18 protein-coding genes and 1 pseudogene are annotated in these 17,097 nt (G+C 67.2%); 7 read left to right on the forward strand and 12 right to left on the reverse strand.

All coding sequences use genetic code 11. The features are described from left to right. Positions 1-142: methionine adenosyltransferase domain-containing protein (locus HP445_RS00380; RefSeq protein WP_175330756.1), on the forward strand; the 142-nt coding region annotated here is incomplete at its 5' end. A gap of 1,145 nt (positions 143-1,287) precedes the next feature. Here HP445_RS00380 and HP445_RS00385 read toward each other — a convergent pair. Beyond that, positions 1,288-2,439, reverse strand: a pseudogene (locus tag HP445_RS00385) (IS3 family transposase). Between the two features lie 332 nt (positions 2,440-2,771). Between HP445_RS00385 and HP445_RS00390 the strand changes: the two are divergent. Together HP445_RS00390 and HP445_RS18805 are read left to right on the forward strand one after the other, a co-directional pair. Continuing rightward, positions 2,772-3,530 (forward strand): GH12 family glycosyl hydrolase domain-containing protein, encoded by a 759-nt coding sequence (locus HP445_RS00390; RefSeq protein ID WP_128781699.1) that lies wholly within the window; start codon positions 2,772-2,774, stop codon positions 3,528-3,530. Beyond that, positions 3,497-4,270 carry an expansin EXLX1 family cellulose-binding protein gene (locus tag HP445_RS18805; RefSeq protein WP_128781700.1) on the forward strand — a complete coding sequence of 258 codons (774 nt, stop codon included), beginning with the start codon at positions 3,497-3,499 and terminating at the stop codon, positions 4,268-4,270. The genes HP445_RS00390 and HP445_RS18805 overlap by 34 nt, the downstream gene beginning before the upstream one ends. A gap of 280 nt (positions 4,271-4,550) precedes the next feature. On the opposite strand, the gene HP445_RS00400 is transcribed toward HP445_RS18805, so the two are convergent. Then, the gene (locus HP445_RS00400; protein ID WP_128781701.1) at positions 4,551-5,231 is read right to left on the reverse strand and encodes a response regulator; all 681 of its coding nucleotides are present in this window, start codon (positions 5,229-5,231) and stop codon (positions 4,551-4,553) included. Next, the gene (locus tag HP445_RS00405; protein WP_164941296.1) at positions 5,228-6,841 is read right to left on the reverse strand and encodes a sensor histidine kinase; all 1,614 of its coding nucleotides are present in this window, start codon (positions 6,839-6,841) and stop codon (positions 5,228-5,230) included. The genes HP445_RS00400 and HP445_RS00405 overlap by 4 nt, the downstream gene beginning before the upstream one ends. A gap of 190 nt (positions 6,842-7,031) precedes the next feature. On the opposite strand from HP445_RS00405, the gene HP445_RS00410 reads away from it, so the two are divergent. Genes HP445_RS00410 through HP445_RS00420 form a run of 3 tightly spaced genes read left to right on the forward strand, consistent with a single transcriptional unit; the run spans position 7,032 to position 11,952 of the window. Further along, positions 7,032-8,459: a cation:dicarboxylate symporter family transporter gene (locus HP445_RS00410; protein WP_128781703.1), complete on the forward strand. Its 1,428-nt coding sequence runs from the start codon at positions 7,032-7,034 to the stop codon at positions 8,457-8,459. A gap of 35 nt (positions 8,460-8,494) precedes the next feature. Further along, positions 8,495-10,354 carry a phosphoenolpyruvate carboxykinase (GTP) gene (locus HP445_RS00415; RefSeq protein ID WP_128781704.1) on the forward strand — a complete coding sequence of 620 codons (1,860 nt, stop codon included), beginning with the start codon at positions 8,495-8,497 and terminating at the stop codon, positions 10,352-10,354. Continuing rightward, complete coding sequence (locus tag HP445_RS00420) at positions 10,354-11,952, forward strand: glyceraldehyde-3-phosphate dehydrogenase (protein WP_258727548.1); 1,599 nt, start codon at positions 10,354-10,356, stop codon at positions 11,950-11,952. The genes HP445_RS00415 and HP445_RS00420 overlap by 1 nt, the downstream gene beginning before the upstream one ends. A 316-nt stretch (positions 11,953-12,268) precedes the next feature. Here the strand turns inward: HP445_RS00420 and HP445_RS00425 are convergent, their stop codons facing one another. The 9 genes from HP445_RS00425 to HP445_RS00465 all read right to left on the reverse strand — a co-directional run bounded on the left by HP445_RS00425 (position 12,269) and on the right by HP445_RS00465 (position 16,710). Continuing rightward, on the reverse strand, positions 12,269-12,787 hold the full coding sequence (locus tag HP445_RS00425) for a hypothetical protein (RefSeq protein WP_128781705.1): 519 nt from the start codon (positions 12,785-12,787) through the stop codon (positions 12,269-12,271). Positions 12,788-12,832: 45 nt separating this feature from the next. Then, positions 12,833-13,291, reverse strand: coding sequence for a hypothetical protein (locus tag HP445_RS00430; RefSeq protein ID WP_128781706.1), 459 nt, complete (start codon positions 13,289-13,291; stop codon positions 12,833-12,835). A 105-nt stretch (positions 13,292-13,396) separates the two neighbouring features. Further along, positions 13,397-13,927, reverse strand: a complete 531-nt coding sequence (locus HP445_RS00435) for a hypothetical protein (protein WP_128781707.1) — start codon at positions 13,925-13,927, stop codon at positions 13,397-13,399. 76 nt (positions 13,928-14,003) lie between these two features. Further along, positions 14,004-14,210 (reverse strand): hypothetical protein, encoded by a 207-nt coding sequence (locus HP445_RS00440; protein ID WP_128781708.1) that lies wholly within the window; start codon positions 14,208-14,210, stop codon positions 14,004-14,006. Positions 14,211-14,229: 19 nt separating this feature from the next. After that, a complete protein-coding gene (locus tag HP445_RS00445) occupies positions 14,230-14,472 on the reverse strand; it encodes a hypothetical protein (protein ID WP_128781709.1) in 243 nt (80 codons plus the stop codon). 636 nt (positions 14,473-15,108) lie between these two features. Next, positions 15,109-15,537, reverse strand: a complete 429-nt coding sequence (locus tag HP445_RS00450) for a hypothetical protein (RefSeq protein ID WP_128781710.1) — start codon at positions 15,535-15,537, stop codon at positions 15,109-15,111. Further along, a complete protein-coding gene (locus tag HP445_RS00455; protein WP_128781711.1) occupies positions 15,534-15,995 on the reverse strand; it encodes a hypothetical protein in 462 nt (153 codons plus the stop codon). The genes HP445_RS00450 and HP445_RS00455 overlap by 4 nt, the downstream gene beginning before the upstream one ends. Then, complete coding sequence (locus HP445_RS00460) at positions 15,992-16,276, reverse strand: hypothetical protein (RefSeq protein ID WP_128781712.1); 285 nt, start codon at positions 16,274-16,276, stop codon at positions 15,992-15,994. Before HP445_RS00460 ends, HP445_RS00455 begins: the two co-directional genes overlap by 4 nt. Positions 16,277-16,296: 20 nt before the next feature. Next, on the reverse strand, positions 16,297-16,710 hold the full coding sequence (locus tag HP445_RS00465) for a hypothetical protein (protein WP_128781713.1): 414 nt from the start codon (positions 16,708-16,710) through the stop codon (positions 16,297-16,299). Between the two features lie 109 nt (positions 16,711-16,819). Between HP445_RS00465 and HP445_RS00470 the strand changes: the two genes are divergently transcribed. After that, the gene (locus HP445_RS00470; RefSeq protein WP_128781714.1) at positions 16,820-17,044 is read left to right on the forward strand and encodes a hypothetical protein; all 225 of its coding nucleotides are present in this window, start codon (positions 16,820-16,822) and stop codon (positions 17,042-17,044) included. The last annotated feature ends 53 nt before the right edge of the window (positions 17,045-17,097 follow it).

Genomic DNA, 17,097 nt, shown 5'->3' on the forward strand with positions numbered 1-17,097 from the left:
CGCCACGATCGAGGCCGCCATCCGCCAGGTCTTCGACCTGCGTCCGGCCGCGATCATCCGCGACCTCGACCTGCTCCGACCGATCTACGCGCAGACCGCGACCTACGGCCACTTCGGCCGCGAGCTCCCCGGGTTCACGTGAAAGCAGCTCGACCGTGTCGAGGAACTCCGCGCCGCCGCAGGACTTGCCACCATCGGGTCGAGCAATGTCTGAATAAGAAAGGCACGTAGTGCCGATATGACGAGAAGCCGGGGCGCAAGCCCAAAGCAGCGCCGCTCCGAAGAGATTCAACCGGTGCCGTCCATTGATGTCGGGAGAGGAGCACGCCGGCACCGGCCGAAAATTCTCGCGTGCGGCAGTGGCGACGGCTTGCGGCCCGGAACCTCGTCCGTACAATCGCCGAAGGCTTCCCGGGCAAACAACGAACCCCTTGGGGTTCGACAAGCACTGGCCGGCTTGTCGGCTCCCCTCAGACAAGATCAGCCCGCCAAAGGCGGCCCGCTCAGACTAGAACAGACCGCCGCCGGCGGTCCGTTGAGATCCTGCGTGCTCGGGGAGCTCGCCGACGCGCAGAGACCGGCGAACGTGAAACAGCCCCGGCCCTGCGGAGGGGTGCAGGGCCGGAGCCAGCTACAGCTCGAGCGAATTTGGGGGCTGCTCGAACTGCAGCGCCCAAAGCCACTGGGGGGAATGGCCGGACGCAGACCACCACGGTACGCACGGCTCACGACACCGGCAACCGTGCCGGCTATGACGTCGCTGAGACCTCCATGCGGTGCTTCACAGCCGCCCGCCACACCCACGCAGCGGTCGCGCCTGGCCACTCCCCCACGCGATCACCACCACGTCACACGTTTCGGCGATTGCGTTCGCTTCAATGCGGCAATCGACACCTCGGTGGGTGCCGATCCACGCGCGCACAGGTGCCGCCGGTACGAGGTCGCGCACCGGACCGCCCCGAGCGTCTGCAGGCAACGGCACTGCTTCCTCGGGCACCCACCAGTCGCGCCGGCGTTGAACCCCTTCTGGCCCCCACGCTCACTTGACCGGCGGTGTTGAATCGCGCTGGGCCGCCTTGATTCATCAGTCGCGCCGCGGAGCGTACGCATCTGGAGCTGTTGCACGTAAGGCGCACGGGTCAGGTGCCACACGACGTCTAGTCGCTGGCGGCCCGTCGGAGCATCAGTCGGACCCGGGTCCTACTTGAGCTGAACGTTGGGGCGGAACGGGGTGAAGCCGTGCGGCGTCTTGATCGGGACTGCTGCAGCTTTCGTTGACTCGTCCGTTTAGGCCGCGAGTCCGACCTGTGGGTTGATGATTGCTTCGTACTCGATGGGCGTCAACTTCCCGAGGCCCCGCTGTCGACGCTTCCGGTGGTAGGTCCCCTCGATCCAGTGCACGATCGCGACGCGCAGCTGCTCCCTGCTCGCCCACCGGCGCCGGTTCAGGACGTTCTTCTGCAGGAGCGCGAAGAAGGACTCCATCGCCGCGTTGTCGGCGCACGCGCCGACCCGACCCATCGAGCCGAGCAGTCCTGCGTCGCTGAGCGCGCGGACGAATCGCTTGGAACGAAACTGACTGCCCCTATCGGAATGAACCACTGTTCCGATCGGATTCCGTCGAGAGATCGCCCGTCTGCAGCGCCGCGACGGCGAGCGAGGAACGCATCCGAGAGCCGATGGAGTACCCCACGATGCGTCGGGAGCAAGCGTCTTTCACGGCGCAGAGGTACAGCTTGCCCTCGCTCGTGTTGTGTTCGGTGATGTCGGTCAGCCACAGCTTGTCGATGTCCGGCGCTGTGAACGCACGCTGCACCCGGTCGTCGTGCACGGGTGGTCCCGCCTTCCGGTTCAGACCCCGCTTCTTCGCGTGCAGAGACCAGAGTCGCTGCTGTGAGCACAGGCGCCAGACGCGCCGTTCCGACACGAGGTGGCCGGCTGCGGCGAGATCGTCGGCGATGAACCGGTACCCGAACGTCGGGTCGTCCCGGTGCGCGTCGACGGCGGCGTTGGTCAGGTGGGCGTTCACCCAATCGCGTCTACTTACGGGGTCTTTCCGCCAGGCATAGAACGCCTGCTTTGTGAAGCCCAGCACCCGGCAGGTCACCGTGACCGGGATCCGGTCGGCGGCGAGTTCGAGGACCAGCGGGTACATCATTTTGGGAGGTGCGCTTGCGAGAGATAGGCGGCCGCTCGGCGCAGGATCTCGTTCTCCTGCTCAAGCAGCCGGTTCCGTTTCCGCAGTTCTCGAAGCTCCGCGTTCTCTACGGTCGTGACGCCGGGCTTGACGCCGTCGTCGACGTCCGCGCGGCGCAACCAGTTCGCCACGGTTCCTTCGGAGATCCCAAAGTCCTTCGCGACCTGCGTCAACGGGATCTCCCCGCGACGAGCGACCGCGACCACGTCGCGTCGGAACTCCTCCGGATAGGGCCTGGGCATGATCGACATCCTTCCAGCGAGGAGCACGTCCTCACAGGTCAGGAGTCAACCGAACCTGCAGCAGTCCCATCCGCTAACAGCAGGGCAGTTGCGATTGGGGGTTGGGCTGAGCTCTGAGGGGTGGCGGGAAGGCGAAGGTGCTCTTGCAGTAACGAATCACGAGAACGACGCGCCGGCGGTGAATCAGTGCGACCACCTGCTGTCGCTGATGCTCGCCACGGTAGACAGAACGTTCTAACGCGCCTATGGTGGCTTCGCCAGACGGCCGTCTGGCGAAGCTCTGTGCGCTCGTGTACTGCGCGAGCACCCGCTACGAAACTTTGGAGTGATCTGTGCGACTCACGAAGATCCCGGTTGTCCTGCTGGCCCTCGCATCTGCGGTGAGCCTGATTTCCGGGGCTACGGCGGCAAGCAGTTCGCCGAACGCAAAGATCCCGATTTTCGACAAGGACAGTTATCTCTTCAACAACAAGTGGGGCGGAAACTCCGGCCTTCAGACCATTCGCGACCAGAACGGTGAGGGACACCTCGAATGGGCCTGGGGTAACTCGGCCACCAGCGTCCAGGGGTACCCGTCGGTCGTCCGCGGGTGGCACTGGGACACCCCGGGGTTCAAGACCCACACCCTCCCAATCGCCGTTACCAGCCCGAAGGCCTGCTCATTGCGGAGCACGCTGAAGTACAAGCTCAAGGCCTCTGGTGCCTACGACGCCGCCTACGACCTGTGGACTGCCACGGGCCGGAACCTGTCCTGGCAAACGAAGCCGTCGCTCGAGGTTATGGTCTGGGGTGAGCACGAGCGTGTGAACCCTGCCGGGTCGCCCACGGGCACGGCTACCATCGGAGGTCACAACTGGACCGTCTGGCGCGGAACCGGACCCTTTGGTGGTCCCGTGGTTTCCTTCGTCGCCGGGTCCGGTGCCCTGCACGGATCGCTCAACCTCATGCAGTTTGTGCGCACCGCCGCCGGACCCGACGCTGATCCGAACCTCCGGTTGATCAGTACGGAGTTCGGCGTCGAAGTGACACAGGGAAGCGGATCCGCGACGGTCCAGAAGTGGACGCAGCAGCGCTCGAGGAGCTGCAAGTGACCCGGGCGACGCGGGTCATCAGCACGGCACTCGGTGCCGCGTTGGTGGCGACCGCAGCGCTCGGCATCGCTCCGGCGCAACGCGACGCCCCGGCGCATGCATCTTCAGTGGCGCCGACGCCTGCCGCAGGGGCCGTCAAAGTGTCGTCCGGATTCGCGACCCACTACGACTTCGGACCGGGCGGCGGCACCACCAACGGCAACTGCTCGTTCCCGGCGCTTCCGCAGGGCGAGCTCTACGTCGCCGTTGGCCCCGACAAGTACCAGCACGGCGCCGGATGCGGGACGTTCCTCGACGTTACGGGGCCGAAAGGCAAGGTCCGTGTGGTCGTGATGGACCAGTGCCACGAGTGCGGCGCCACCCACCTCGACCTCAGCGACTCCGCGTTCCGGAAAATCGGAAACTACAACGCCGGCAAGATCCCGGTGCGGTTCAAGGCAGTCAAGAACCCGGCCGTCCCTCCCATCGCGCTCCATTTCAAGGACGGCTCCTCCGCGTACTGGTTGGCGCTGCAGATCATCAACAACGGCAACGCAATCCGCTCGGTCACGATCAGCAAAAACGGTCGGAGCCAGACATTGACCCGGACCGAGTACGGCTACTGGATCGCCCCCCGGGGAGCCGGCAAGGGACCATACTCAATCAAGATCAGGGACGCGCTCGGGCACAGCGTGACGATCCGGAACGTTCCGCTAAAACCAGGAAAGGTCCAGCAGACGAAGACCCGCCTCTACAACTGAAACAACACCCATGGCGTCCCACTGCACCAAGTGGGGCTGCCGACGGTTTATCTGACTCGTCGGTTTCAACTGCGAGTGCGACCGCGGGCTTCGCTTGTTGCTTGATGGGTGTCAACCTCGGCGGTGGTGTGCTCGGTAAAGTCCGTCGACCACACCCGTTTCAGGTCAGGTGCGGTGAACGTCCGACGGCCCCAGTTGTCATGCGCCGGCGGTCTGGCCTTCCCGGTCACACGGCGTTTCTTGGCCTGTATCGAGCACTATCTCTGGCAGGACGAATATATTATCGCAGCCACTGGTATTCGTACTCTGGCCTTCCCGGCCCGGCGTATCGCACGTCCCTCTCGACTTGACCGGAGGTGATGAGGTACTCCAAGTAGCGTCGCGCTGTCACGCGCGATATACCCGTCGCCGCTGCCACCTCACTCGCGGACGCACCACAAGGCGATCCAATGAGGACGGTTTGGATCAGCTCAAGCGTCTCGCGGGCGATGCCTTTGGTGAGCTCGGCTGGCATCGCCGGTCGAAGGGCGCTCAGACGCTTGTCGATGTCCGCCTGGGTCAGTGACCGACGGTCCTCGAAACCGCTGCGGAAGTCGCGGTACGTGGTGAGCCGTTCCGCGAACGTGCGGTAGCTAAAGGGCTTGACGAGGTACTGAACGATCCCGAGCGCGATCGCGTTCCTCACACCACGTGCGTCGTGCGCTGCTGTTACCGCGATCACGTCGACTGCGGACCCGGCGGCCCGCAGCTCACGGACGAGTTCGAGGCCGTGGGCATCGGGCAGGTTGAAGTCCAGCAAGACGAGGTCTGGCCGTTCGGCAGCGACGGCGGCCAGCATGGCACGGCCGTTAGCCGCCGAACCGACGACCGTGAAGCCCTCGAGGCGGCTCACGTACGCGGCGTGCGCTTCCGCGGTGAGCGGTTCGTCCTCGACGATGAGGACACGGACGTCGCCGGTCACACCGTCCCCCGACCCGGTGCCAGATCGACCGTGAATGTGCTGCCCTCGGGTCCGGTCGTGACGGTGATGTCGCCGCCGTTCCGCGCGACGATGGAGCGGACGAGGTCGAGTCCGACTCCCCGCCCCTCCGGGCCCGACGGCTTCGTCGACCAGCCCCGCTCGTAGGCGACGTCGACGTCCGGGATGCCAGCACCGTTGTCTCGAACAACGAAGTGGGTGTGCCCGCCGGTGGCGGTCACGACCACGTCGACGGACGGATCGCGGCCGACCCCGTCTCCCGTGACCGCGTCGACGGCGTTGTCGATGAGGTTGCCGACGACGGTGATGACGTCGCCGGCCGGGACTGGCACCGGACCTCGGAGGCCGGATGTGTCGATCGTGAGCGTGACGCCGCGCTCGTGTGCTTGGGCTCGTTTGCCGTTCAGGACGGCGATGATCACCTCGGCGGTGACGGCCCCGCTGTCGTCGGCTGCACCACGTTCGCCGACGCCCGCGTGCCGGTCGATCTCGTCCGAGGCGAGCCGGATCGCCTGGTCCACATGCCCGAGCTCCATGAGCGCGACTACCGTGTGCAGGCGGTTGGCGAACTCGTGGGTCTGTGATCGCAATGCATCGGTGAGCGTCCGTGTGGCCGCGAGTTCGCCGGACAGGTGCTGGAGTTCGGTCTGGTCGCGGATCGTCGCTACCGTGCCGAGGGGCTTCGCCGATGCCCGCGAGAACGCGATCTCCTGGTTGACGACGAGCGCCCGGTCGGCACTCACGTACGTCTCGTCCACGGCTCGGTCGCCCGACGCGAACAGTGCCCGCAGCTCGTCCGACACGTCGAGCTCCTCTAGCGGGATCGGCTCCTGGCGTTCGGTCGGTGCGGGGAGGTTCAGCAGTTCCGCGGCTCGGTCGTTGTGCAGCACGACCGACGCCGACCGGTCGATGACGACGAGCCCCTCATGGATGGAGTGCAGCACGCCCTCGTAGGAGGCGAACACCCGTGCGAGCTCCTCGGGACCGCGCCCAGCGGTGACGCGGTCGAGGTAGCGGCTGAGCAACCACGAGAACAGCGCCGACACCGTGACGATCGACAGGGCCAGCGCGATGCCCGACGCGAGCCGGGGCAGCAACGCGCTCGATAGGTTCGCGACCGTCACGCCCGCTGCCACCAGGCCGACGACCCTGCCTTCACCGTCTTCGATGGGGGTCACGGCGCGCACCGAAGGTCCGAGCGTGCCGGCGAAGGTCTCCGTGAACGTCCTGCCCTGCAGTGCCGGCGCGATCGTCCCGCGGAACGGCTGCCCGATCTCGGAGCGGTCCGGGTGGGTCCACCGCGTCCGATCCGGCGCCATGATGGTGATGAAGTCGATGTGCGTGCGGCGCATCAGATCGAGGGCGTACGGCTCGAGCCGTCTCGCAGGATCACTGCTCGTCGCCTGTTCGCGCACGAAGGGGTTCCGGGCGATCGAGACCGCGACGTCGCGGGAGCGCGCAGCGGCGTCGGCCTCGAGGTCGGCGCGGGCCGACACCCAGCTCCAGGCGCTGCCCACGGCGACGCCGGCGACGACGAACAACAGCTGCAGGGCGAAGAGTCGCCTGGCGATGCTCCACCGTCTCGGCGCCACGGTCCAGCCCTCCTCGCTTCGTCGCGTGCGCACCATTGTCCGGCACACGTGCCGTGTCCGCCGTCTTCCGTGAACGCTATGAACGCAAGTCGCCATCCTGCCCTGTTCCACGCGACAGTGGGGCCCGTTCCCCTCGAGAACGAGCCCGACCGGAGCGACGACGCCTCGGTCCTGACGACAAGGAAGTCTCATGGCATCGACACGTTCCTCCACCGCGCGAGCCGCCGGGCGCCGCCGCCTGGATCGTTCGCACTGGCTCTACATCGCCGTCATCGCGGCGGTGGCCGCCGGCATCGTCGTCGGACTGACGGCGCCGACCTTCGCGGTCGGTCTCAAGCCGATCGGCGACGGGTTCATCGCGCTCATTAAGATGATGATCGCCCCGGTGATCTTCTGCACGATCGTGCTGGGCGTCGGGCCCATCGCGAAGGCGGCGACGGTCGGCAAGGTCGGTGGACTGGCACTCGGCTACTTCATCGCGATGTCGACGTTCGCGCTGGCGATCGGGTTGGTCGTCGGCAACCTGATCCACCCCGGGGACCACCTCGACATGTCGAAGGCTACGTACGAGCTGCCCGCCGGCTCGAGCGAGGACGCGTCGACGACGTCCGGGTTCCTGCTCGGAATCATACCCGCGACGCTCGTGTCGTCGCTGACGAGCGGCAGCATTCTGCAGACGCTGTTCGTCTCGCTGCTCGTCGGATTCGCGCTCCAGGCGATGGGTGAGAAGGGTGCGCCGATCTTGACCGGGATCCGGCACCTCCAGGCGCTCGTGTTCCGCATCCTCGCGATGGTGATGTGGGCCGCTCCGATCGGTGCATTCGGGGCGATCGCGGCCGTCGTCGGTGCGACCGGCGTTTCGGCACTCGTCGCCCTCGGCACGCTCATGGGCGCCTTCTACATCACCTGCATCGTGTTCGTCGTCGGGGTCCTCGGCGTCATGCTGCGTTTCGCCGCCGGGGTGAACATCTTCCGGCTCATGAAGTACCTGGGCCGCGAGTACCTGCTGATCGTGTCGACGTCCTCGAGCGAGGTGAGCCTGCCGCGCCTCATCGCGAAGATGGAGCACCTCGGCGTTTCGAAGCCCGTGGTCGGTGTCACGGTGCCGACCGGCTACTCGTTCAACCTCGACGGCACCGCGATCTACCTGACGATGTCTTCGCTGTTCATCGCCAACGCCCTCGGCACGCCGCTGAACATCCCCGAGCAGATCTCGCTCCTGGTGTTCATGATCATCGCATCGAAGGGTGCAGCCGGTGTGACCGGTGCCGGCCTGGCGACCCTCGCCGGTGGCCTGCAGGCGCACCGCCCCGACCTCGTCAACGGCGTCGGCCTGATCGTGGGCATCGACCGCTTCATGTCCGAGGCCCGGGCGCTAACGAACTTCACCGGCAACGCGGTCGCGACCGTGCTCGTCGGCACGTGGACCCGGCAGATCGATAAAGTCCAAGTCGACCGCGTGCTCTCCGGTGCGTCGCCGTTCGACGAGCGCACGATGTCCGCCGACGACCACGGCATGAGCCGCCCCTCGGTCGCGCAGGAGGAACGCATCTCGACCGAGGCCGTCCGCACCATCGTCAATCCCGAAGGTTCGACGGCCCCGGCCGAGCGCCGCTGACCCCTCCCCGACCACCCGCTGCAAGGAGATCGCCGATGATCACCAACCCCAACCACACGACGCCAGCGCCCGCCACCGTCCCCGGCTCGCCGCGGGTCGCCCTGGAGGCGTGGGTCGCTGAGGTCGCGTCCCTCACCCGCCCCGACACCATCGTCTGGTGCGACGGTTCACCTGACGAGACCGCACGGCTCACACAGATGTTGGTCGACGAGGGCAAGCTCATCGCACTCGACCCGGAACGACGGCCCAACAGCTATCTCGCGCGCTCCGCGCCCTCGGATGTCGCCCGCGTCGAGGGTCGCACGTTCACCTGCTCACGCACGCCAGAGGATGCCGGGCCGACGAACCTGTGGCGCGACCCGACGACGATGCGCTCCGAGCTGCGTGAGCTGTTCGCTGGGAGCATGCGGGGTCGGACGATGTACGTCGTGCCGTTCTCGATGGGCCCGGTTGACGGGCCGATCTCGCAGCTCGGCGTGGAGATCACCGATTCGGCGTACGTCGTCCTAAGCATGGGCAAGACGACACGGCTCGGGCCCGACGTCCTCCGGTCGATCTCTGCGGGGACCCCGTGGGTGGCCACCGTGCACAGCGTCGGGCACCCCCTGCGCGGCCACGACGGTGCACTGCGGGACGACGTCGCCTGGCCGTGCAACGAGACGAAGTACATCGTGCAGTTCCCGGAGACACGCGAGGTCTGGTCCTACGGTTCCGGCTACGGCGGCAACGCCCTGCTCGCGAAGAAGTGCTTCGCGCTGCGCATCGCCTCGGTCATAGGACGTGACGAGGGATGGCTCGCCGAGCACATGCTGCTCATCCGCCTGAACTCCCCCGAGGGGCGGTCGTTCCACATCGCCGCAGCGTTCCCGTCGGCGTGCGGGAAGACCAACCTCGCGATGCTCCAGCCCACTTTGCCCGGATGGTCAGTAGACACAATCGGCGACGACATCGCCTGGCTCCGGCCAGGTCCCGACGGACGGCTGCACGCCATCAACCCGGAGGCCGGCCTCTTCGGCGTTGCGCCCGGAACCGGGACCGGCACGAACCCGGTCGCGGTCCAGACGATCGCGGCGGACACGATCTTCACCAACGTCGCACTGACCGATGACGGCGACGTCTGGTGGGAAGGACTCACCCCAGAGCCGCCCGCTCACCTGGTCGACTGGACCGGAGCGGACTGGACACCGGAGCGAGGGACCCCGGCAGCACACCCGAACGCCCGCTTCACCGTCGGGCTGGGCCGTTGCCCGTCGCTCGCGGACGACTGGGAGCAGAGCGTCCCGATCGACGCCGTCGTGTTCGGGGGCCGGCGCTCGACGAACGTCCCGCTCGTGGCCCAGGCGTCGACGTGGTCCGAGGGCGTGTTCATGGGCGCGACCATGTCGTCCGAGCAGACCGCCGCCGCCGAGGGCGCGATCGGGGAACTCCGCCGCGACCCGTTCGCGATGCTGCCGTTCTGCGGGTACGACATGGCGAAGCACTGGGCGCACTGGCTCGAGATCGGCGACCAGCTCGGAAGCAACGCCCCGGCCGTGTTCCAGGTGAACTGGTTCCGGAAGGGCGACGACGGCCGTTACCTGTGGCCGGGCTTCGGTGAGAACGCCCGTGTGCTCGAGTGGATCGCACGACGCATCGAGGGGCGCGTCCCCGCCATTGAGACGCCGATCGGCCTGGTCCCCGACGTCGACGACCTCGACGTGCAGGGGCTCGCGCTGCCGCCCGCGCAGCTCAACGCACTGTTCGCTGTCGACCCGGCATCCTGGCTTGCCGAGTGCGACCTCACCGAGGAGTTCCTCGCAACGTTCGACGAACGAACGCCCCCGGTGTTCACTGCGATCCTCGACGAGCGCCGCGCATCGCTCCGAACCGCGGCCTCCACGCGGCAGGCCGTCTGATGCGCACCGAGGCGGACCAGGACCATCAGGCCAACGCACAGACCCTGCCCACACGACACCAGGCCGAGACCCGCGACCGCATGCAGCGTGACTGGGCCGACAAGCTTGCCGCGGCCGAAGCGATGGTGCCGCTCATCGGTCGGCTCTACCGACGCGACGACATCGCGCCCTCCGTGCACGGCCGGCCCCTCGTCGGACAGTCCCCCATCGGGATCCTCAAGGCGCACCGGTCGACGCGCCGAGTGGACGACGCGGAACTGTCCGTCGAGGAAACTCAGGCGATCCTCACCGAACTCGACACCATGTCGCTGTCGTCCGCGTCCGTGGACATCGCCGCCCTGGCCGCGCGGTACCGGACCGACCGGCTCGGCGTCACACTGCGTGAATTCCTCGACGACGAGCTCTTCCTTGCCCGCGGCAACACGAGCCCCGACGCCGGGCGCGACGTGCCGCGCGATGTCGTTCTCTACGGCTTCGGTCGCATCGGACGCATGCTTGCCAGGATCCTGCTCGAACGTGCCAGCTCCCACGCCCCACTCGCCCTTCGCGCGGTGGTCGTCCGTGGTCGCGGCCCCGACGACCTGACCAAACGTGCCAGCCTGCTGCGACGGGACTCGATCCACGGTCCCTTCGCCGGCACGATCTCGGTCGACGAGCAACACGACACGATCACTGCGAACGGCACGCTGATCCAGTTCATCTCGTCGGATGCCCCCGCCACGGTCGACTACAGGGCGTACGGCATCGACGACGCCATCGTCGTCGACACCACCGGGCGGTGGCGCGACGCCGAGGGACTTGGACAGCATTTGCTCGCCCCGGGAACATCCCGCGTCCTGCTCACCGCGCCCGGCAAGGGCGACGTAAAGAACATCGTGCACGGGATCAACCACCACGACATCGGCGAGGATCCCGTCATCAGTGCCGCGTCCTGCACCACGAACGCGATCGTCCCGGTGCTCAGGGCTGTGTCGAGCGCGTTCGGCATTGTGCACGGGCACGTCGAGACGGTGCACTCCTCCACGAACGATCAGAACCTCGTGGACAACTACCACCCCGCCGATCGCCGCGGTCGCGCCGCGGGGCTCAACATGGTCATCACCGCGACCGGGGCCGCCCGCGCGGCGGAAAAAGCCCTCCCGGAACTAGGTGGCAGACTCACGGGCAACGCGGTCCGGGTTCCCACGCCCAACGTTTCACTGGCGGTCCTGCACCTCACGCTCGACGGTCCGGTGACGCGCGACGAGGTCAACGAGCTCCTCCGCGACGCCTCGCTCACCTCGCCGCTCCGGCGGCAGATCGACTACGTCGAATCTCCGGAGATCGTCTCCACCGACATCCTCGGCAGCCACCGCGCCGGTGTCGTCGATGGGCTGGCGACGATCGCAGACGGTTCCGAACACGTGGTCCTGTACGTCTGGTACGACAACGAGTCCGGCTACAGCCGCCAGGTTTACCGGATCCTGCAAGAGATGACCGGCGGCCGCCGGATGATGTTGCCATCCGCGCAGCTTGCAGGCTTCAGGCACGGTCACGGTCACGGTCACGGTCACGGTCACGGTCACGGTCACGGTCACGGTCACCCTATTCGAACGTGAATCGATACGTCCAGACCGTCCAACGAATCACACAACCTGGGGAATCACAATCCCTCAACGCGCAGAGAATCGACCTCCCCACCAACCTCCACGACCTCGACCTCGACTCCGAAGACGGAGAGCCCGAGCTTGTCCTCGCGGGATTCTCACATCCAAATATCTATAGATGAATTAGCCTCCGCGAAACCGAAGTGTGGCAGCGTCTGCGGTACGACGTATGTACAGCCCTCTTGCCCATGGCCGTTCGCTGGCGTCGGTGGTCACGGCCCGATCAATACGAGGGTCCGAAATTGGTTCCTCAGCGACAGTTACCTACCTAAACCTCAGGGTTGAGATTTTTTAGCGCCGACGCCCACTCAGACGACCAGAGCACCGCCCTAGACCGCGCTGCCGACGGCCTGGACCGCACTGGGTACGACGTCGTGCAGACGAACACGCTGAGCTCGACCGCGGCCGGAAACATCATCGTCCGCGCCGTAGCCCGGTCGACGGAGAGCCAGCCGCACGAAGCACCCGGACCGAACTGCGACGCCGCCCTGGCAGCGTACGTGCAGTCGATCTCCGCGGGTGATGAGCCTAGCGAGATGTACCAGCTCGGTTCATCGGGGCCGAGTGCGGTGCTTTCGCCTTGGCGTTCGAGTGCGTCGCTGAGCTTGTTGTAGGTGACATCGTAGTCGCTGACGACCTCAAGTGAGACCGTGGTGCCGTCGGCAAGCTGGATCAGGGTGTCGGGTTGCCGTGGGGCTGTGCCGTCGTCGGAGCGTTCGACCTGCACGTCGAGGTGCTCAGCGACGATCCGGCGGGAGAGGCGTTCGAGGAGACGTAGGGCGTCCATGCGGGTTCTGCTCTCTCTAGCGGCGAGTGTTGAGCGACTGGCGTCTTAGACGAGCTCGAGCGTGCTGGTGAGCTCGCCGACCGAGACGCGGAACACACGGGCGATCGTCTCCAGCTCCGCCGGCTTCCATCGTGTCTGACCGCGCAAGCGGTATCGAAGCGCCGGCACCTCGAGACCGAGAAGGCCCGCCAGCGCCCGGACGTCGCTCACTGGCGCGTCGGGAGCACTCAGAAGTCCTCTGATGCGGTCACCGGCCGTTCGGCCCGTTGAGACGCGCTCGGAGGCGTCCTCGACGCGGGGCGGGTGGCCGGCCCGGCCGCGAGCGCGCTCCTGCTTCCGCTTCCGGTAGACGTCAACGTGTTCCTTGAGGAAGAGCGGCGAGCGCTCCGTTTCGGGGTTGACGCGTGTGGGGAAGTCGCTGTCGCGCACGGCGTAGGCGCGGACGGTTTCGATCGAGACGTGGAGGGCCTCGGCGATGTCGGCGTAGTTGACCAGGTTCGACACGGCGGCTCCTCTCGTTAGTACGAATGTACCCGGGAGTGGCTCGACGTCGTATGCGGGTTGCGCGTCGCGCGGGCTATCGGCAGAGGCGGAACGTGCCGTGGGTAGTCAGGTGGTTGGGGGGACTTCGGCGTTGGTGGGGTGCCAGAGCACGGTGACGGGGAGTTCGAGGCGGTTCCATGGTGCGAAGGTTCGCTCGTCGCCGAAGGTCGTGCCGATGCCGGTTTCGTGACGGCATGCGATGGTGCCGGCGGCGGAGCGGACGACGACTCCGGCCGGAAGCTGTTCCAGCTCCTCCTCGGAGTTGATCGTCTGCGGTGTAGGCGGGGTGTCCGGGTCGGAGACGCGCACCTCGCCGATCATGTCGCTGTAGTCGGCGCGGAGGTGGCCGCCGAAGTGCTGCTGCGTGTACTCGGCGACGGTGTGGATCGCGAGGTCTGTCGCGTCCTCCTTGCGGCGCGGAACGCTGTGCCGGCGCTGTCCGGTTCTCCGATCCAGATCTTCGGCGTCAGTTGGCTGGCTTCGAGTGCGAACTTCATGCGGTGTCTCCCTTGCGTCGGCGGTTGGGTGCTGTGTGAGTGCTCGAGGCGGCGGTGTGCTGGGTGTCCGTGCGCGTTCCGGAGGCGGCTCCCGGGTCATCCTTGGGGAGGGTCTTGCCGAAGTGGTCGTCAAGCTCGCATCGGTGGGGTGATTGACGGTAGCGATGGCGTGCGGTTCACGCGTTGTCATTGACGAGGTCGTCAATGTAGATTTCGCTGTGATCGTGGGTGAAGACGCGGGTGTGGCGCACCGTGTAGCCGCGCTTGGCCCAGCTGTTGAGGTCTTCGAGCCGTTGGCCGAGCTTGCGGGTGCGGGAGTAGTCGTTGCTGGCGGAGTTGTCATGTGGGACGACGGTGTGGATGGACTCGTAGTGCTTGCTCACTCGGGTGTTCTTTCGTGCTTCACGAGGCGCAGACGTGCCACTGGTCGCGGGGGAAGTCTCGAAGCTGCCCGTCGACGTCGACGGTGAGGGTCGTCCGGTCACGGCGCCGGTATCGGCCTTGGACGAGGTCATAGCCCCAACCGTCTGCGCCGTGCCACCAGCGCACGAGTTCGATCGTGTGGCCGCGTCTAAGGGTGACCGGTTCGAACTCGACGATCGGTTCGACCTCGGCGGCCGGGTGGCTGTCAGCGACGGTGCTCATGCGGCTCCTCGCGGTGTGGTGAGCGACGGGACGGTGACGTCAGCGAGTTCCGCGAGGGCGGGCTCCGCGTCAGCGTGGGGGCGTCCAGCACGAGCCGCCAGCGTTCCAGCAGGTCGGTGCGACCTCGGGCCACGATTCGCGTTCGAACCACACCACGGTGTGCACGCCATGCGCTGCCGTCCGGGCGAGTACGTCGTCGGCAGCGCTGAAGAGCGTCCGGTCGAGGTTGAGGCTGACGCGGAGGCACAGGTTGCATCCGGGGGGGTGCCGTCGGCTGCTGCGACGGCGTAGTTCGACCACGTGAACACGTACAGCGCCTGCAAGCGGCCGTCGGGGTGGATGCGGGTGGTGAGCAGTCCCGCCGGGCACGGGCCGGGGCCCAGGGAACCCGAGGGTGGCCGAAGGAGTCGCGGTCGTAGCCGCGGGCGGTCGCTGCGTGCAGTTTGCGGACTGCGGCGGTGTTGATGGCGCTGCCGTCGACGAGGCCGGCGTCCTGCAGTTGGTCGGTGACGGTGGGGGCGGCGCTGACGGAGAGGCTGCCGGCGGGTGCGTGGCCGGGGGCATAGTGAACGCCGGCGACGAGGGCGACGGCGATGCCGACGGCTGCGAGACCGCTCCAGAGGTTCCGGCGGCGGCTCACGAGCGCGCTCCTGCCCGCTCGGCTGCCCAGGCGGCGACGTCGCCCCACTGGGGTCGACGGGACGGGCAGTGGATGTCGGAGTTGTGCAGCGCAGCGGCACGCTCGGCCGCCTCGTAGCTGGTGGCGTCCTCCCTGGTGGGGTTCCACTTGCAGCTGGTGCAGCGGGCGACCCACAGGCTGCCGATGGGCACGACGGTGCCGATCGGTGTGGTGTCGACGAGCTGGCCGTACTCGAGCACGTTCTCGTCGGCGAACTCCGCCGGTGTCGGGCTGGCGAGGTCCGGGTAGTGGTTGGCGGGTGCGTCCTCGAGGAGGGCCGCGTACGCCTCTGCGAACTGATCGGCGAGTGCGGTGTCGGCGCCGTGGCTGGTGGCCCAGAAGATCGCGCGACGGTAGTGGGAGACGAAGTGGGTCATGGCGTTCACGCGGTCCTCTGCTGCTTGGAGGGGCGCCCGGTGAGGTTTCTGGGGAGACCGAGCTTGGTCGTGCGGATGCGGAAGGCGGTGTGCTCGCTGCAGCGGAGTGCGTTGGCGATCTCGGGGTCGTTGAACCCGTCTCCGTGGAGTCGGCGCACCTCGTCGTCGACGCGCTCGAGGATGGCGACCACGCGGGTCGGGGCTTCCGCCGGCTCGTCTTCGGGGACAGCCGGGGCGGGGATCCGGATCGGTGCCGGCGGCGCCGGGCGGACCGGCGCGGGGGTGGGGGTGTCGATCGCGGCGGCGCCGGCGATGTTGAGGATGTGCACGGCGGTGGCGCGCAGGAGTGCGGCGACGGTGGTGCCGTTCGCGGTGGCGTAGGCGTCGAGCGCCATCCAGTGGGTGCGCGGGAGATCGGTGCGGACGGGGACGTCGAAGCCGAAGTCCACGTCGTCGGGGTGGTTCATGCGATGGCCTCCTGTCGGTTCCGGCGCTGCCGGCGGGTCTTGCTGCGGTAGGCGAGCATCTGCATCGAGTCGCCACCGGTCAGGCTGCTGGCGGTGCGATGCACGGTCGGCCCGACCGGGGTGCGACGCGGCGCGTGGATGGCCTTGTCGATGAGGGTTTCGATCAGCACGTTCGGCGCGGCGGGGGTTCGCAGCTGCCGACCCATGACTGTCAGCTGGACGAGGGTCGCGGCGCGCACGTGGATCTCGATCGGCACCAGGTCGGTGGGTTCGATCTGCATGGTGACTCCCTTCGTTGCCTCTACCTGATAGAGGTGCCGCGAACGGGCGGGACCGGGACAAATCCGTCCTCGGCGCCGGCGAGGGCGTCGCGATCGAAGCGGAGGACCCACACGACACGGATGAGCTCGTGCATCGAGAGGGAGTGCCCCTGCTCGCACAGGACTGCGGCGACGGCTGCCGGGACGGCAGGGGTGGCCGGGGCGGTGGCGTGCACGCGTCGAGCCCAGTCGATCGGGGCGGCCATCGGGATGACGAAGTCCGGGTGGGCCGAGGTGGTGCGGGCCCGCCCGTCGCTGTAGCGGATCTCCAGACGCGGCCACAGCTCGGCGGGCGTCACCGAGACGACGACGCCGGTGTAGTCGAGCACGGTCGCACCGCGCTCGTTCATGTACATGCCGGCGACTCGTTGGCCCGGCTCGAATCCTATCCTCATGTCAACCACGTTAAGTAACCGGGTTGACATTGTCAACCCAGTTATGTAACTCGGTTGTTAGTTTGGCGTGTCACCTGGTTGGGTAACCCAGTGCGCCTAGAGTGCTGGCATGACTTCCCAGGACGAGGCCCGCGACCAGCTGCAGCAGGTCGCCGCCGACATCGAGCGGCTCCGGAGCGAGCTCGATGACGCGATCTCCCAGCGGTACGACATCGTCGAGGCCGCTCGAGCGGCGGGGATCACGTGGCGAGAGGCCGCAACGATCCTCAAGATGACCGAGACCGGCCTGATGAAGACGCAGGGCGCGACGAAGAAGGCTCGCGCCAAGAGCTGACACGATCGCGGGACGCGAGAGGGGGCCGCTGCCGAAGTGCAGCGACCCCCTCT

It is taken from the genome of Curtobacterium flaccumfaciens (assembly GCF_013359815.1).
Taxonomy (GTDB): Bacteria; Actinomycetota; Actinomycetes; order Actinomycetales; family Microbacteriaceae; genus Curtobacterium; species Curtobacterium flaccumfaciens.

What these genes read in the sequence shown, in the direction of transcription:
- HP445_RS00410 (WP_128781703.1), top strand. Translation starts at nt 7,032, where the DNA reads ATGGCATCGACACGTTCCTCCACCGCGCGAGCCGCCGGGCGCCGCCGC.
- HP445_RS00415 (WP_128781704.1), top strand. Translation starts at nt 8,495, where the DNA reads ATGATCACCAACCCCAACCACACGACGCCAGCGCCCGCCACCGTCCCC.
- HP445_RS00420 (WP_258727548.1), top strand. Translation starts at nt 10,354, where the DNA reads ATGCGCACCGAGGCGGACCAGGACCATCAGGCCAACGCACAGACCCTG.
- HP445_RS00425 (WP_128781705.1), bottom strand. Translation starts at nt 12,787, where the DNA reads ATGGACGCCCTACGTCTCCTCGAACGCCTCTCCCGCCGGATCGTCGCT.
- HP445_RS00435 (WP_128781707.1), bottom strand. Translation starts at nt 13,927, where the DNA reads ATGACCCGGGAGCCGCCTCCGGAACGCGCACGGACACCCAGCACACCG.
- HP445_RS00445 (WP_128781709.1), bottom strand. Translation starts at nt 14,472, where the DNA reads ATGAGCACCGTCGCTGACAGCCACCCGGCCGCCGAGGTCGAACCGATC.
- HP445_RS00455 (WP_128781711.1), bottom strand. Translation starts at nt 15,995, where the DNA reads ATGAACCACCCCGACGACGTGGACTTCGGCTTCGACGTCCCCGTCCGC.
- HP445_RS00460 (WP_128781712.1), bottom strand. Translation starts at nt 16,276, where the DNA reads ATGCAGATCGAACCCACCGACCTGGTGCCGATCGAGATCCACGTGCGC.
- HP445_RS00465 (WP_128781713.1), bottom strand. Translation starts at nt 16,710, where the DNA reads ATGAGGATAGGATTCGAGCCGGGCCAACGAGTCGCCGGCATGTACATG.
- HP445_RS00470 (WP_128781714.1), top strand. Translation starts at nt 16,820, where the DNA reads ATGACTTCCCAGGACGAGGCCCGCGACCAGCTGCAGCAGGTCGCCGCC.